Source organism: Acidiplasma sp., assembly GCF_038728925.1.
Taxonomy (GTDB): Archaea; Thermoplasmatota; Thermoplasmata; order Thermoplasmatales; family Thermoplasmataceae; genus Acidiplasma; species Acidiplasma aeolicum.
In genome coordinates, this window is the sequence record NZ_JAVYSZ010000012.1 from 1 (window position 1) to 15918 (window position 15918).

General features: G+C 32.7%; 15 protein-coding genes. 5 read left to right on the forward strand and 10 right to left on the reverse strand.

The window, feature by feature from the left end; all coding sequences use genetic code 11:
- The 3 genes from QXW15_RS05530 to cobA form a co-directional block, all read right to left on the reverse strand.
- Positions 1 to 585: precorrin-2 C(20)-methyltransferase (locus QXW15_RS05530; RefSeq protein WP_342790098.1), on the reverse strand; the 585-nt coding region annotated here is incomplete at its 3' end.
- The gene (gene cbiE, locus QXW15_RS05535) at positions 582 to 1772 is read right to left on the reverse strand and encodes a precorrin-6y C5,15-methyltransferase (decarboxylating) subunit CbiE (protein WP_342790099.1); all 1191 of its coding nucleotides are present in this window, start codon (positions 1770 to 1772) and stop codon (positions 582 to 584) included. The genes QXW15_RS05530 and cbiE, both read right to left, overlap by 4 nt.
- Positions 1765 to 3057: a uroporphyrinogen-III C-methyltransferase gene (gene cobA, locus QXW15_RS05540; protein ID WP_287950776.1), complete on the reverse strand. Its 1293-nt coding sequence runs from the start codon at positions 3055 to 3057 to the stop codon at positions 1765 to 1767. The genes cbiE and cobA overlap by 8 nt, the downstream gene beginning before the upstream one ends.
- Before the next feature lie 104 nt (positions 3058 to 3161).
- On the opposite strand from cobA, the gene QXW15_RS05545 reads away from it, so the two are divergent.
- Positions 3162 to 4295 carry an NAD(P)/FAD-dependent oxidoreductase gene (locus QXW15_RS05545; protein WP_048102263.1) on the forward strand — a complete coding sequence of 378 codons (1134 nt, stop codon included), beginning with the start codon at positions 3162 to 3164 and terminating at the stop codon, positions 4293 to 4295.
- 10 nt (positions 4296 to 4305) lie between these two features.
- Positions 4306 to 4758, forward strand: coding sequence for a DUF1641 domain-containing protein (locus QXW15_RS05550; RefSeq protein ID WP_156324216.1), 453 nt, complete (start codon positions 4306 to 4308; stop codon positions 4756 to 4758).
- Here the strand turns inward: QXW15_RS05550 and QXW15_RS05555 are convergent.
- The 3 genes from QXW15_RS05555 to QXW15_RS05565 form a co-directional block, all read right to left on the reverse strand.
- The gene (locus tag QXW15_RS05555) at positions 4750 to 6036 is read right to left on the reverse strand and encodes a VWA domain-containing protein (protein WP_055032503.1); all 1287 of its coding nucleotides are present in this window, start codon (positions 6034 to 6036) and stop codon (positions 4750 to 4752) included. The two genes, QXW15_RS05550 and QXW15_RS05555, sit on opposite strands and share 9 nt — an antisense overlap.
- A gap of 6 nt (positions 6037 to 6042) precedes the next feature.
- Positions 6043 to 7209: an AAA family ATPase gene (locus tag QXW15_RS05560; protein WP_054964103.1), complete on the reverse strand. Its 1167-nt coding sequence runs from the start codon at positions 7207 to 7209 to the stop codon at positions 6043 to 6045.
- A gap of 76 nt (positions 7210 to 7285) precedes the next feature.
- Positions 7286 to 8872, reverse strand: a complete 1587-nt coding sequence (locus tag QXW15_RS05565; RefSeq protein ID WP_162200868.1) for a thermopsin — start codon at positions 8870 to 8872, stop codon at positions 7286 to 7288.
- A gap of 167 nt (positions 8873 to 9039) precedes the next feature.
- Here QXW15_RS05565 and QXW15_RS05570 point away from each other — a divergent pair, with 167 nt between their 5' ends.
- Together QXW15_RS05570 and QXW15_RS05575 are read left to right on the forward strand one after the other, a co-directional pair.
- On the forward strand, positions 9040 to 10863 hold the full coding sequence (locus QXW15_RS05570) for a glycosyltransferase (RefSeq protein WP_055032502.1): 1824 nt from the start codon (positions 9040 to 9042) through the stop codon (positions 10861 to 10863).
- A gap of 125 nt (positions 10864 to 10988) precedes the next feature.
- Entirely contained in the window at positions 10989 to 12563 is a 1575-nt protein-coding gene (locus tag QXW15_RS05575) for a polysaccharide biosynthesis C-terminal domain-containing protein (protein ID WP_236689059.1), read from the forward strand.
- A 2-nt stretch (positions 12564 to 12565) separates the two neighbouring features.
- Here the strand turns inward: QXW15_RS05575 and QXW15_RS05580 are convergent, their stop codons facing one another.
- Both QXW15_RS05580 and QXW15_RS05585 read right to left on the reverse strand, forming a co-directional pair.
- Entirely contained in the window at positions 12566 to 13351 is a 786-nt protein-coding gene (locus tag QXW15_RS05580) for a carbon-nitrogen hydrolase family protein (RefSeq protein ID WP_342790100.1), read from the reverse strand.
- A 29-nt stretch (positions 13352 to 13380) separates the two neighbouring features.
- Positions 13381 to 13749, reverse strand: a complete 369-nt coding sequence (locus tag QXW15_RS05585; RefSeq protein ID WP_342790101.1) for a NifB/NifX family molybdenum-iron cluster-binding protein — start codon at positions 13747 to 13749, stop codon at positions 13381 to 13383.
- Positions 13750 to 13838: 89 nt separating this feature from the next.
- Between QXW15_RS05585 and QXW15_RS05590 the strand changes: the two genes are divergently transcribed.
- A complete protein-coding gene (locus tag QXW15_RS05590; protein WP_342790102.1) occupies positions 13839 to 14210 on the forward strand; it encodes a trehalose synthase in 372 nt (123 codons plus the stop codon).
- A gap of 4 nt (positions 14211 to 14214) precedes the next feature.
- On the opposite strand, the gene queC is transcribed toward QXW15_RS05590, so the two are convergent.
- Together queC and QXW15_RS05600 are read right to left on the reverse strand one after the other, a co-directional pair.
- Positions 14215 to 14937 (reverse strand): 7-cyano-7-deazaguanine synthase QueC, encoded by a 723-nt coding sequence (gene queC, locus QXW15_RS05595; protein WP_342790103.1) that lies wholly within the window; start codon positions 14935 to 14937, stop codon positions 14215 to 14217.
- Between the two features lie 33 nt (positions 14938 to 14970).
- Complete coding sequence (locus QXW15_RS05600) at positions 14971 to 15912, reverse strand: D-glycerate dehydrogenase (protein ID WP_287960131.1); 942 nt, start codon at positions 15910 to 15912, stop codon at positions 14971 to 14973.
- Positions 15913 to 15918: the final 6 nt, after the last annotated feature.

Consider the following 15918-nt stretch of genomic DNA (forward strand, 5'->3'; position numbering starts at 1 on the left):
TTTTAGGGATACATTTTCCATAATATAATACTTTTTCAAATGCTCATCATCCAGTAATTTTTTTAATACATCCTTTGCCCCAATGGCCTTTATTATTGCCCCATTTTTTGTTCCCATTATCATTTTTTTCATGTATTCATAATCATTAACTGCCGGAATTATTGTAAATATCTCATCTTTTTCTGCCATGGGAATTCCAAGTATCGCGGCGGCAGCATTTATTGAGCTAATCCCCGGTATGAACCTAACCTTACAGTCCAGATACCTGTATAAATCAAGGAATGTGCTGTAAAGCATCGGATCACCCTCAACAGCGTAGACAACACTATCATAAAACTCAAGTGAATTTTTTATCCGGCATGCATTTTCCCTTATTTTTTTTAATAAATCCAAGGATCTTATCGGAAATTCAAGGGGCTGCATTTTCTTTTTGTCAATGCCCAGGGATATTAGAATATTCTCTGCGTATTTAAAAGATGTGTATGGATAATAGATTAAATCTGCATCCATTAGCATTTTATATCCCTTTACTGTTATTAAATCCGGGTCTCCCGGCCCAAGGCCAACAACATATAATTCATTCATTTTTTCACCGCCGTTAATATAAATACAGGGTCTACAGGTTTAAGCATCATATCATTTTTAATTGTGTGGTTTCTATTTATAAGTGCCTGGGTAAGATCATACCCTATTTTATTATTATTAAGGTATGAAATAATTTTGTTTAAATTGCCTATTAAAACAGTATTTACTACAATTCTCCCATTTTTTTTCAGTCTCTTATATGAATAATCAAGAATTTCAGCGATTTTCCCTCCGGAACCACCAATGAATACAATATCTGGATCTGGAAGATTGTAAAGTGCGTCAGGAGCCTCCCCATTTATAATGTTTAAATCGCATGAAAATTTCTTCATATTTTTTTCTATATTATTGCAGGCCATGCTATTTTTTTCTATGCAGTATATGCCACCATCATAATTATACCGGCATGCCTCTATTGATACAGATCCTGTCCCTGACCCTATATCCCATATAATATCACCATTTTTAACTGCCATTTTTGAAACAGAGATATGCCTTATCTCCTCCTTTGTGATATTCTCATTAATCATTGAAAAATTTTTATCACTTAAATCATCTGGTGAAAAATTTTCAATCTCATCAATAAAAATTAAATTTGGATCCGAGAATTTTGAGTTGAGCGCATCTTTAATATTAAAACATCTTATTTTCTCATCATTATATCCAAGCCTTTCAAGAACTATAAAGCGAAAATTGGTCAATCCATATTCAATCATATAACCTGCTATTTTATCTGGTGAGTTTATTTTATCGGTTAAAATTATAACCCTTTTATAATGTTTTATTCTCTGTGCAAGGCCCTTAATAGGTCTTCCATGCACGCTTATTGCATGTACGGTATTTATTGGAATTTTAAGTTTTGATAATGCGACATCAATGGAACCAATGTGTGGAACAATATTTATATATTCAGCGCCAAAATTCCTGATTAATGCTGTACCAATACCATAAAATAAGGGATTTCCAGAGGCAATAACAACTATATTTTTATTCTTATTAAACTCATCTTTAATTTCATCCAATGCAGTGTCTAGTTTTTTTATTGGCCTAACAATTTTTTTATTAACGTTTAAAAGTTCAATATTTCTGGTTCCTGCAAAAATAACATCGGCATTTTCAATAATCATTTTTTCCACATCAGTAAGGCCAAAGCCGGGCATTGAACCAACAACATTAATTTTATTCAATTTTTTCTGCCTCCAGCAATTTTATTAAATCCTCTTTTTTATTCATTTTCATAATGCCATTTATATTATCAGATATTCCAAAGGCACAAACTATTTGATTCTTAATATATTTTTTAATAATATCATAATATGAAAATGTACCATCTGCAAAGACAATATAATCTGAACTGTTTATTAAATCTATTATGTAATTATCAATTTTAATCAGTGTTTTTTTAATTATGTTTAATTCATTTTTATGATTAAATCCTATAATATTATCATCATCACTTATATTATAATTATTTAAATCTATAATATTAAAAATGCCTGCCCGATGAAGTTCTTCCGGGTCATCTGTGATTATACTATTAAAATTCCTTATGTCAATATGCATTTTTTTAATTAGTTTCATAAAGTATCCTATATAATTGCCAGATATGACCAGATTCCTATTAAATCTAAATTTTACATCATTATTTATGAAAATATCACTGATCCTAAAATTTATTATATTCACGCCATAATTTTCATAATCAACATTGATTTTTTTAAATTCATAAAAGATAAGCATTTTTTTAAATTTATTATTTTTTCTTCCAAATTTTTCATGGTATGAAACAACATCTCCGACTACAATCAGAGCCGGGTCCTCACTGTACTCATAATTTATGGTTTTTAATGTTCCTGTAAAGACCCTCTGATCCTTATGTGTCCCATTTTCAATAACAGCTATTTTTGTATTTTCACTGTATCCAAGAAAAAGTAACTTATCTATTATTTCATTAATATGTTTTGAACCCATGAATATAACAAGGGTGTATGATGATTTATTTTCACCAAGTGATGGTATATTTAATTTTTCAACGTTATGCCCTGTGGCGGCTATTATTCCATGGCTAACGTCCCGGTGTGTTACAGGTATTCCGGCATACTCCGGAACAGCTATTAATGCTGATACACCCGGTATAACCTCAAAGTCTATATTGTTTTCCTTGAGAAGTTCTGCCTCCTCACCTCCCCTGCCAAAAAGGAATGGGTCACCCCCCTTTAGCCTAACAGTAATATCAAATTTATTAGATGCATCCAGAATTATTTTATTAATTTCGTTCTGCCTTATTGACGACACATATGGTTTTTTGCCGGCGTATATTCTTTCGCATCCGGGTTTAAGAAGATTTAAAACCTCTGGATTTATAAGGTGATCGTAAATAACTGCATCCGCCCTCTTTATTATTTTTAGGGCCTTTAATGTGAGCAAGCCCGTATCACCCGGGCCGGTACCAACCAGATAAACCTTTCCCATTACAGGATAATTTTATTTTCCTATTTGTTTTTATGTTTATTTATTTTGGTGCAAATTTAATTAATTTAAATAAAATTTTAATAGAAGGGTGTTATATAAAAAGAATGGTGCAGAAGAGGGTTTTAATTTTGGGTGATGCCAATGCTGGAATAATAACAGCAAATAAATTGAGGATGCATACAGACAACGATGTGGATATTACAGTTGTTGGAAAATCAGAATACACATATTTTAAGCCTGACGGCGTTTTAATACCATTTAATGAAATAAACTATAAAGAAACATTTAAAAAGACAGATTTTGTTTTGAATTATGGAATAAATAGAATAAAGGCACTTGCAACCAAAATAAATTTGAATGATCATTACGTTGACCTTGATAATGGCAAGAGCATATCATATGATTACCTGGTAATAGCCACCGGAGACCGGCTTGTTCCAGAGGATGTCCCGGGGTATAATGATGGTATCTATCATTTTTATGATTTAAACAATGTTTTAAAATTAAAGGAAGGTCTGGAATCATTCAATGGTGGCAAAATTGTGGTTGGCCCTGCAAGCGTTCCCTTCCAGTGCCCTGTGGCACCTTCCGAATTTGTCTTTGGCATCGATAAGATTTTAAAATCAAGGGGTTTAAGGGATAAATCAGATATAACCTTGATAATGCCCATGGACGATGTTCTACCGTTCAAAAATGTTTCAGACGTTGTTAGATCCGGATTTGAGGAAAATAAAATAAATTTCATACCGAAATTTAAGAATGTTACTGTTGATGGAAAATCGAAAACAATAACATCAGAATCTGGTGAAAAATTGAATTATGATATGCTTGTTTTAATACCCCCGCACAAGGGTCAGGAATTTTTAATAAAATCTGGATTATCAGAAAATACAGGTTATGTAACAGTTGATAAAACAAAATTAAATTACGGGGACTATGACAATGTTTATGTTGTTGGTGATGCTGTTGATTTTCCAATGAAGGTGGGGGCAATGGGGCATTCAATGGCAGCATATGTTGCATCCAAAATTGCCTCACAGATAAATGGAAATTATTCAGAAACATCCTTTGATGGCTTCATGGGCTGTTCAACCGTATTTACTGACCATACCGCATTCACATTATCCTTTGATTATTCATCAAAGCCATTTTTAAATTTTGCCAGTCATTCAGATTATTTCCTGAAGTATATATCAGCAGATACATACTTCTCGTCAATTTTAAGGGGTATATTATAGGGTGATTTACATGGATGAAACAGATATGCAGAAGATTATGTCAGAGCTTGAGAAGAATAAGGATGTGCTTGATGCATTTTCAAGGTTAATAGAGAAGTTAAAAGGCGCAGGGCTTGTTCAGGCTCTTGATTATATTACAGAGAATGTTATTCCTGATAATCTTGACTTCTTTGCAAAATCATTTACATCTCCAGATTTCACGGATGTCGTTGCCAAATCTGGCAATACAATATTTTCGTTACTTTATATGCTTTCAAATCCAGAAATGTCAGATATTATTAAGGGAATTTCATTTAATTCAACAGGTATAGCACAATCCATGGTTGACGGTGCATCATCTGCACAACCATTATCAATACTAAAATTGATGTCAATGCTAAAGGACCCTGAGATAGCGGCAGGTTTAATGGCATTAATGAATATGCTTAAGGTTCTTGGTACCGTATTTAAAAAATTAAAATGATTTTGCTATATTTAAAAGATTTAATGCACCCTGTTCAGTTAGAACAGCATTTAAATATTTTTCACTTATTTTTTTTAATCCCTCATTGTAGCCATTAATCATTACCGTAATTATTTTTATGCTGGTTTTTGCAAGGGCCGATGCTATATTCATTATATTCACCTTATCCTCGCCATCTGTAATCACTATTATTGTGCTTGTTAAATCATGGATTTTGCTGTTTTTAATATCATCAATTGCCCTTAGTATGGCGCATTCTATGCATGTTCCCTTGCTTGCCTCAACAGTAAGTATATTGTTTACTATATCATATGGCCTTGTGTACATTTCATGTGGTTTGTTATCAAAAAACCTGAAAAAATATTTTCTGTGCTTTATTGTGGATAATCTAAATAATGCCAGGGCAACAGATCTGGACCAAACCATTTTGTCGGCCTCATACATGCTTCCACTCTTATCAAGAAGCACATAGTATGCCCCCTCATTTAATATTACCTTCTCCTTTCCAGTGAAGCCATAAAGAATTTTTGAATAAAATACCTCATCAGGCATTGCAAGTTCCCTTGATAAAACATTTGATAAATTTCTTGTTTTATAATAGCCGCCAAGCTCACCGGAAGTGGAACGCGCCCTCATTTTTCTTGTGAACTTGGGCATAATGTCAATGAGCTTATTGGCGGTTGTTATAATTTTATCAGCATTCTGAACAGACATCATTCTTTCTGAGAGGTCTATAAGTCTATCTATGTCAGTGTCATCATTACCCGACCTTCTTCCTCCGGGTATTTCATTCTTCATGAGTTTTTCAAGCTGCCTTGCCTTTTCAGTCCTCTGCATGGATTCCTTCATGGCCCTGTCAACCATTTCGGAAGCACTTTTTCCCGTGGAATCGCCATTTTTCTGCCTTTCTTTTTTTGATTCCTCATTGAGGGCCTTCAAAAAATTAATGCTGTATATCATTGAAACCCTGTCATTTAATTTTGAATACGCCCTGAATTTTGAAAATTCATCGGATTGCACATAGGATGCAAGTTTTTTTCTAACACCCTCAAGGAATGGACTTTTGTTCTCATTACTGGAAACATATGCCAGATTTGAGTAATAAAGGAAATACATATCGGCTGCCGATGTTTTTAAATCCTCCTTAAATTCACCTGTTAAATCCATCTTGCCCGCATATCTTACTATTCTTTCCCTTGTGGTTTTGTAAACATTACTCTCAGGATTAATTCCGATTATATTGCTATTTATTTTCCTAAAAATAAGATCCTGATCCATATAAATTTACCTTCCCTTTAGCTTCTGGTATTTGCTGCCGGCAAAATCAAGTGTTGAATTTATTTTATAAATTACCTCCTTATGGTAAGGATTATTATCCGAACCAATATCTATTTTCATTTCCTCAAGCTTTTTTATGAAAATCTCTAAAAGATTTAATTTATCAAGAACCTCATTATAAGGTGAATTTTTGTGAATTGACTCCTCGGTACTGGCTATTAAGGATTTTGTCTCCTCTATTATTGTGTTTGCCTTCTGTATTATCTCTGATTTATTCTCAAGCTTTGAATCTATTATTGCAGCCTCTATTTTTGGAAGATCATCCTCAGAATCAGCCGAATATCTCATGGCCATGGCAATATCATTTCCCGATATTTTTCCGGAATTCATTAAGATGCTAAATGCGGCTGCTATTTTCAGCATCTTAATCTTTCTTCTATCGCTTAAAAGAACATTGTTTTCCTCCAGCTGAATCAATGCATCTGTATATCTATCCATAAGTGCCCTATCCTTATTCTTCATTTCAGTCAATCTGGATATTACCATATTCTGAATTTTAATGATATCCTCAACGTCCAGTATGGTTTTACCTAAAGATGATTTCTGCATTAAATCTATGCCATGTTCAAGCAAATCGGTTATCAGAGTTTTTTCGATATATTTATGGAATACCTTTATTGGATAACGGTCATACAGTGCCATATCCTCCTCATCATTTGATATTTCATTGCTTGCCGAATATATACCAAGTATATTTAATGAAAGCATTGAATCGCCGTTTGGAAGCCTCCTGTTGAGCATTATGTCCAGAAGCGTGTTTCTTATTGCTGAACTTGCCTTAAAAATCTCATCCAGGAATATTATATTTGCATCAGGGAGCTTCCCCTTTGTGATATTTTTATACTCACCGGCTTTAAGCGCGTTTATATCAATTGGCCCCAAAAGCTCCTCAGGCTCAGTAAACTTTGTCAGAAGGTAATAAAAGTATTTGGCATTCACAAGTTTGCTCAATGTATCTATTATTGATGTTTTTGCTGTTCCAGGGGGGCCTATTAAAAGCGTGGGCTCACCTGATATGAGACCGGCCAGCACACCGTCAATAACATCCTCTCTTCCCACAAAACTGCTGGTGAGATAATCCCTTACCTCGCCTATCTTGTCCATGTTTTCCATTACTGTTAATAATTAAAATAATGCCTAATAAACATTTCTAAATTCCGCATAATATATATTATAGATTTTTAAATAACTATCTCTTTAAATTATTATTTTCATCATCATTATTAATATTGTATTCTTTGAACATTTTAGTACTATCCTTCCTTCCTGTGCCCGAAATTCCCATAAGAATAATTGCAATTAATGCAAGTGCTATTATATAATAAAATGCGTATTTTTCAATGCTTCTTATTATTGGATTTGCATGAAAGCTTACGTTTACATAATTAAAGTTTCCATGAACAGTTATGGTGCCTGTCTGGTTTTTTATTGAATAACCAAACAGTCCGCTAATATTATAATTGTATGTACCATTTTTTTCATAAAATACAATTTCATTATCTGTTGAGCTTAAATTTAATTTATTCATATTTATAAACCAGAGGGTGCCATTAATTAATCCAATGGCTTTAAAAATTACCGGATAAACATTTTCCGTTGCCTTATAATAAGTTTGTTTCGCAGCCAATTGGACAGAAAAATTTGATATCTTCTGGCCATATAAAGAATATATGCTTATGTTATATTCCCCAGGAATAAGCGTGATGTTCATAGCATAATTCCTAAAATTCGTTTTATAATTATTTGCAAGAACATATCCCTGAATAATGTATTTTGCGGTTATGTTTAGATATGATAATTCATTCTGGTTATAAATCATCTTTAATTTTCCGGTTCCATTGCTTATTTGAACCCCGGGAAAATTTTTGGCCATCTGGGAATTGGCATTTGAAATTGTTTCAGCAGTATCAGACCCAAAATTGTATGCATTTTCTATGGCCTGATAATTATGGCCATTCCAGTATTTTAACTGCATTGTCAGGTTTGATTTTACATCCGTTGTGCTGGCACCATTGCCCGGGCCTCCAAGAATTAATTCAGCATCACATGGATTTCCCTTTGATGTATACCTGTATCCCTGTACAATGAAATCTGCGTTTGATGCATTTTTGGCGAATATAAATTTTACAGTATCATAAATATTCCATCCACTTCCTGTATTATATTCCATGTAAACTGTTGGATATCCTGAAATATTTTTATACACCTCTCTAAGACCTATACTGTCAGTGGTTATATACATGCTGGGTTCATCGATATAAAACTGCTGGCCATTGCTATTATATAAAGTTCCATTTCCACTCAATGTTGATCCGTATATATTTGCATACCTTGTGGTCTGGTTCCACACATTATCTAAAATACTTACACCAGGTGTTTTATTTGACGTGGACAGTATGGCAACATTCTGTATCCAGTAATCATAGGTATGTCCACCTGAGCTGAAGTTAAGGTGAAGGTTTAATTGAATTGATGCGTCGTTTTTTTCACCTGAAGGCAGGCTGGCATTGTATGTCTTTATATCAGTTATATTTATAATGCCCTCAAAGGAAGAGGTTTTTAATGAATAGGGCGTATTTCCAGGGCCAATACCCATGGCAGATATTCCCATTGGCGCCGGTTCCGATGTGTATAGCACATAGGGATTTATGGAACTCTCAGTAACATTACCTGTAGCTTTTTCACCATAATTATCATTATAAACATTAATTGCCATTGAAAATATTAATAATGAAACCAGAGCTATTACTGCCAATGATTTGTACCTGCCTTTCATTACCATATTAATTAAATCGTATATTAAATTCTTGCTGTTTAATTTTTAATTCCTATATTTAACATGAATATCTATACAAACAAAATAAATTATTTCAGAATTATAATATTAAAATAAACAGCAAAATATTAATCATAATAAGATATATAACTAACAGGATTATTTTCATGAGAGCCCTTATTATTGGTTCGGCTGACCTGAAATACGATGGTGGAGGCGAGAGAAACGCTGTTCAGATAGCCGAAATACTGATGAGAATGGGCTATGATGTTACATTGATGGGATCTGGATATCCCTTTATAAGGAAAAATAATGTTAACGTTAAATTTAATTATATAGAGAATGCCTTTTCAGATGATATATTCTCAAACAGGCATTTAATGAAATTAACAAATGGAATCAGCATGGGATTTATAGGCCTATTCTCATTTAACAAAATATGGGAAAAGATAAAGGGTTATGACCTCTATTATTTTGTAACACCAAATTTTATCTTTAGAAACGCCGTTAAAAAATTTGCAAGGCTTGATAAGCCTCCTGCAGTTATACTGGCAAATCATGGTAGCTACTTTGAAATACTGGATAACCATAAATTTTTTGGAAATTTAATCAAATATATATTAAACATAATGATATTCTCAGGCATAACAGGCAAAATATCTGTACAGGCCCAGAATATTTATCAGAAAAATTTTTACATAAATCAAAATTTCAAGGATATTTATTTAATACCACAGAATAATATAGATTTTAATAAATATAAAATTGAAGAACATAATGGATTCAACGTTGTGTTCTTAAATAAAATTACTAAAAATAAAGGTTCAAAGCTCCTATTTAAAATTATCAAACATGCTCCAAAGGATATACATTTTGATATAATAGGTTATGGAAACATGAATAAATTAAGGAAGAAATTTAAAAATTACAATGTAACATTCCATGGATTCGTGGATGAAAATACAAAAATAGAAATACTGGCAAGATCGGATGTTATGATTAATCTGTCAAAATATGAATCCTTGAGCATTACCTCAATTGAGGGTCTTGCATCAGGACTGTATATAATAGCCCCCAAAATATCTGGACTGGAATACATAAAATCAATGACGGAATATATGAGCATAGTTAAAAGGAATTATATCAGCTATATAAACGAAATAAAAAGAATAAAAAATTTTTATGGTGATAATTTTATAAACATAAGAAATCAGATTAAAAATAATGCATTATCAATTTTTAATTACAGTGTTATAGAAAAAAATATTGAAAATATGGTAAATGATACACTGAAAAAAAAAGAAATAAGATCATACACTATAGTTTATACAGTTAATAATGCTGATAAATTTAGATGCAATTTAAACAATATTTTAAATTACATAAAGAATGAAAACATACCGGTTAATGAAATTATGGTTTTTAATAATACAAAATACAGAATAGAAACCACTGATAATATAAGGATATATAATAAAAAATCACCATATACCGGGACAGAGGAATTAAACCTGATTTCCCATGCAAAAAGTGATTATATAATTAAGTTAAATGATAAAAATGATATTAATAATATAAAAGAACTGATTAAATACATTGATTCTGGATATGATGTTATTATAGGCTCCAGGTTTATTAACGGAAAAATAAGGTCAATCAAGGATGCATTTGATCTCATTGTTATTAAATTTACACATCTAATATTTCCTGGAATAACAAAGGTTGATGATATTTTAAGTGATTTTTTTGTAATAAATAAGAAAATAATAAGGGGAGATAAAAAGGTGCCTGATGTTTATAAGGCACTTTTATATGTTCTTGCATCAACAAGGACGAGAAATATTAAAATGGTAAAAACATCATCATTATCCTGCAGAAGAATAATTATGGATGAAAAATCATTTTATTATTACATGACCGAGATTGTTGTGTGCATGAGGGCCTATCATAAAAAAAAGCCGGACAAAAACCATGATTATACACCAATTTAGGCATTTAAAAATTGTATCTGTATTTTATACATAAGATAGATATAATTTATCTTTAACCATTTAAATAATATAAATAGTTACATTTTAATAGATAAATTTTTAAACAAAGTTTATATCAGCTAATGTTGTCAGATTTAACAGAATCATTTGGGCAGGGTTTGGTATTCCAGTATTCGGCTGTCGGTAGCATGTTTTTCGGCTCCGCCATCTTTTATTTTGCCCTCGCCCATCTTTTACCGGTTTTTACTGTTGGTTCAATATCATTGCTCTATGCAATAATGAATATACTCTCAGCTGTTTTCATTTTTGGCCTTGGAAACGGCCTTCAGCATTATTTATCATATCATCTTGCCAGAAATGATACACAGGCAATCAAAAAAATTATTGTTAAGACCACATATATGGCAATTGGACTTGCCATCCTTGCCTTTGTTACGGTTTATTATATATCAGGTTATGTTGCAGTACTGTTCTTTCATAATATAATATATGCACAATCAGTAAAAATCATCGGAATTGCAATATCAATGTCAGTAATAATAAATATATTTGCATCTGTTCTGCTTGGTTTAAACCAGTATAAAAAATATTCAATCATGTATACTTTTTATTATATCATCCTGTATTTCTTCCCATTACTGCTTCTATTTTTGCTTAAAAATACAATATCCCTGCTCTATGGAATTGCCTTTACAGATGCAATATACGCATTAATCTTTATTATGATGGTCTACAGGAATTATTTTAAAATGCCAAAGGTCAATAATGAAAAAGCTGTCAGGGAGCCTTATAAGAATATAATAATTTATTCTATACCATTATTCTTTGCATCGATTATGAACACAAGTGCAACATATATAGACCGCATCGTTGTATCGTATTTTATAAATCTTGGATTTCTCGGCATTTATAATTTTGCGCTTGTTGTGGCCTCAGCCGCATCAATTATGGTTCTCCCAATATCCAATCTTTTAATACCAAAATTATCGTCTTTCTTTTCATTAAATAATCTTGATGGATTTAAAAATAGCATTAAAATGCTCCTAAATATAGGCTATTTAATATATGTTCCTGCAGCACTTGGCATTGCAGCACTCTCAAGGCCGATTCTGGTGGTATTTGCAGGTGACCAGTATTCAATAGGTTATATACCGCTGATGATAATTATGTTCATAACATCATTATTCGCAGGTGCGGTGGTATTATCATCCGGGATTTCAAGTGTTAGGCAGACAAGGATTTTTATATATTCATCTGCCCTTTCACTTGTCGCAAATATTGCGTTATCCATAATACTCATACCAAGATTTAACATCCTTGGCGCGGCAATTTCCTATTCATCAATGAATGCTGTTAACTTTATTATTGTTTATCATTATGCCAGAAAATTCAAGATAAATAATTTTGACAGGACCAGAATCTTAAAGATATGGTTCGCATCAATTATCATGTTCAGCATTGTATTTATCCTTCAGTTCCATCTTTCATACAGTATAATAAATATACTGTTATTGATGCTTGCCGGATTTGGCATATATTTATTGGAAATAAAGGCTTTTAAATTAATAAGCAGGGAGGAAATGAATTATGTCCTTGATATTATACCTGATAAATTCAGCATGCTAAAGTTTATACTTGAAAGGCTTTCATATACAAATTCATCCTCTGGAACTGATAAATTATTTAGATTTATAAAATAAATTTACCTTAGCCTGTAAAGTTCAGGCCTGCGCTGTTCTAAAACAGGCATTTTATTTCTAACATTTCTTATTCTGTTAATGTCCAGATCAGAATATATTATATCCGGTGCCTCAGCACATCTGTTTATTATAACACCTATTGGGTCTGCAACCGTGCTTATACCTGTGAAATCGCCCCCAACAAGATTGGAACTTGCAACATAAACCGTATTCTCAAGCGCCCTCACAGAAACAAGGTTAAGCCACTGCTCCTCCTTAACCGGGCCTGAAAACCACCCAGAAATTATTACTATTAAATCTGCACTGTTTAATGAATAATTTCTGAATATTTCTGGAAATCTTATATCATAACATATTACCATTCCTATTTTAAAATCGTTAATTTTAAAAATATCAAAAGGGCCATTTCCATGTGAATATAGATCTGATTCCTTAAATCCAAAGGCATCGTATAAATGTGTTTTTCTATAGTAACTGGAAATGCCCGAGTATTTGTTTATATAAACTGCTGTATCGTATATCCTATTTTCATATTTTTCATGAATTCCTGATATTATGTCGATTTTATATTTTTGTGAAATTTTTTCAAGAGTTTGTACATACCCACCATGAATGTTCTCGGCCTCATCTGCCGGTTTAATGCCTTTATAATAGCACATATAGTACTCTGGAAAGACAACGAGGTCTGCATGATTTTTGCTCGCCAGCCTGGCATAGTTCTCAATATTTTCAAGGCTTTTTTCCTTGGTTTCTGGAGGATTGAGCTGTGTTAAGGCAATTCTTATCATAAATTAAAAATATATAATGGGATAAAAATTTATTTGTTTTCCATATTATGATGTGGTTCATGGGTTGGCTCTGTAATCTCCCTTAATTGATTATTTATAAAAGCGTTAATTGCATCTTTTTCATTGAGCCCTCCCGAATCGTACATTTTTATTTTATTTTTAACAAATCTAAATCCGGGACCTCCCATTTCAGACACTATAAGGTACCTAACATTTTTTTCAAGAATTGATTTAAGCATGTATATGCCCCTTGTCATGGAGGCCTTAAGGGCAGGGTTTTCATATGATTCTATCATTTTTGCGTTTTTTCCATCAATGCTGTAAATATGGATTTCCATGCCCTCACCGGGCCCGGTAACCTCATCACCTGTTACAGGTACTGCAAGTAATTCTCCCATAAAGCATAATATGTAAATCACTTATATAAACATGCATCTATTCTGTAAATAATTGCAAAAAAATAAAAATAATGTTGAAATTTGATAAAATGGATGGACTTGAAAAACTTTTATGGTCCGTATCTGGCCTAACTGTTCTGCAGATGACACTGGGTTTTTATCTTTCACAGATTTCAAACCCTCTCAATTCCAGAATGCTGTATGTTCATATAATTACCGGCACATTGCTTTTTATACTTGCATTAATATTAATTAAACCATCCGGAATTAATAAAAGGCTCAGGAATCTCTCGGTGGTAAATTCGGGATTAATTGTACTAACAGGCATAATTGGCTCAGGCTTTATAATATTTAAAAGCTCAGCATTTTATTCAACATACATGCCATATCTACATTTTTTGCTCGCAATAGGAATTATTAGCAATTATGCGGTCATGCTGGGAATCAAAAGAACCCTTTAAAATCTTATAATTTATGGCCTGTCCTTTTGCAGTATTCCACATAAAAATCTGGGTATGATTCGTATTCTATATCATCATAATCATTTGCATCCATGAAGCCTTTCAGCCTTAGCAGGCACGAGTCACATTTTCCACAGGCCTTTTCTCTTCCATTATAGCATGACCATGTTAATTTATATGGCACACCAAGGCTTCTTCCAAGTTTTATTATATCACCCTTTGAAAGATACTGCAACGGTACCATGATTTTAAAATTTTCCCTGATGCCAAATTCTGTGCCAAGATTTAATGCATCATTCATAGCATTGAAAAATTCCGGCCTGCAATCTGGGTATCCGGAATAATCTATGGCATTTGCCCCTATGAATATGTATTTTGCATTAATTGTTTCAGCATATGCGGCTGCAAGGCTCAAAAATATTGTATTTCTTGCCGGAACATATGTTACTGGTATATCATCTGAAATATCGTTTAAAGATCTTTCCGGGACCTCTATATCAGATGTTAGGGCTGACCCTCCAATCTGCCTTAAATCTATATTTAATATCTTTAGATCTAAATTATAGTACCTGCAAATTTCCCTTGATGAGTTTAATTCCTTTGAATGTCTCTGTCCATAATTTATGCTTAAGGGGTATACCTTATAACCCATCTTTATTGCATATGCCATGACTGTCGGTGAATCCAGGCCGCCAGAGATAAGGCAAACAGCATTCATGTTATCCATGTAGCTTAATTATTATCATGTATAATAAAAATGTTATTTTTTTATCTCATATATAAGCGGCTTACCGGACAAACCATTAATAAGATTGCTGACTGCAACCTCTGCCATCTTTTTTCTGGTATTATCCGTTGCACTGCCTATATGCGGGGTTAATACAACATTATTCATTTTCAATAATGGATTATTATTATCAATTGGCTCTGTTTCGAAAACATCGAGTGCAGCACCTGCAATTATACCAGAGTTGAGGGCTGATATTAGGTCTTTTTCATTTATAACCTTTCCCCTGGTGCCATTTATAATAAATGCTGTTTTTTTCATCTTTTTAAATTTGGGCATGTCCATAAAATGGTATGTATCCTTATTATAATCGAGGCATACAAATAAAAAATCAGAATTTCTAAGAACATCATCCAGTGGCATAAAATTCGCATCAACATCACGTTTATGCCTGCTGTAATAAATCACGTCCATGTTAAATCCCCTTGCACGCCTTAATATTGCATTTCCTATCCTGCCCATTCCAAGAATTCCTGCAGTCGCGCCATGAACCTCGGCTCCAAGCATGAATTCAGGGTTCCAGCCTGATTTCCACTTATCTTCCCTTACAATTTTATCACCCTCAACAATTCTTCTGGCCGCGGCAAGCATTATGCCAAATATAAGATCTGCTGTTGTCTCTGTAAGAACCTCCGGTGTGTATCCTATTTTAATTCCCTTTTTTAGGGCATAATCAACATCTATGTGGTCATATCCAACACTGTAGGTGCTTATAACCTTTAATTTTTTACCCAAGTTTATTAAATTTTTGTCTATTTTTTCATTTAATGTGATTAAAATTCCATCAGCATTTTCTATATTTTTAAGAAGCCATGCATTCGCATCCTCTCCCTCAGGTCTTCTTATAATATTTATTCCATTTATTGAATCAATATAATTTCCAGGTAAATCGTGTGTAACAAGGACATTGTACATGTTTAT

Excerpts from the sequence above, each read along its gene's own strand:
- cobA (WP_287950776.1), bottom strand. The coding sequence starts at position 3,057 with ATGGGAAAGGTTTATCTGGTTGGTACCGGCCCGGGTGATACGGGCTTG.
- QXW15_RS05545 (WP_048102263.1), top strand. The coding sequence starts at position 3,162 with ATGGTGCAGAAGAGGGTTTTAATTTTGGGTGATGCCAATGCTGGAATA.
- QXW15_RS05550 (WP_156324216.1), top strand. The coding sequence starts at position 4,306 with ATGGATGAAACAGATATGCAGAAGATTATGTCAGAGCTTGAGAAGAAT.
- QXW15_RS05555 (WP_055032503.1), bottom strand. The coding sequence starts at position 6,036 with ATGGATCAGGATCTTATTTTTAGGAAAATAAATAGCAATATAATCGGA.
- QXW15_RS05560 (WP_054964103.1), bottom strand. The coding sequence starts at position 7,209 with ATGGAAAACATGGACAAGATAGGCGAGGTAAGGGATTATCTCACCAGC.
- QXW15_RS05565 (WP_162200868.1), bottom strand. The coding sequence starts at position 8,872 with ATGAAAGGCAGGTACAAATCATTGGCAGTAATAGCTCTGGTTTCATTA.
- QXW15_RS05570 (WP_055032502.1), top strand. The coding sequence starts at position 9,040 with ATGAGAGCCCTTATTATTGGTTCGGCTGACCTGAAATACGATGGTGGA.
- QXW15_RS05580 (WP_342790100.1), bottom strand. The coding sequence starts at position 13,351 with ATGATAAGAATTGCCTTAACACAGCTCAATCCTCCAGAAACCAAGGAA.
- QXW15_RS05585 (WP_342790101.1), bottom strand. The coding sequence starts at position 13,749 with ATGGGAGAATTACTTGCAGTACCTGTAACAGGTGATGAGGTTACCGGG.
- QXW15_RS05590 (WP_342790102.1), top strand. The coding sequence starts at position 13,839 with ATGGATGGACTTGAAAAACTTTTATGGTCCGTATCTGGCCTAACTGTT.
- queC (WP_342790103.1), bottom strand. The coding sequence starts at position 14,937 with ATGGATAACATGAATGCTGTTTGCCTTATCTCTGGCGGCCTGGATTCA.
- QXW15_RS05600 (WP_287960131.1), bottom strand. The coding sequence starts at position 15,912 with ATGTACAATGTCCTTGTTACACACGATTTACCTGGAAATTATATTGAT.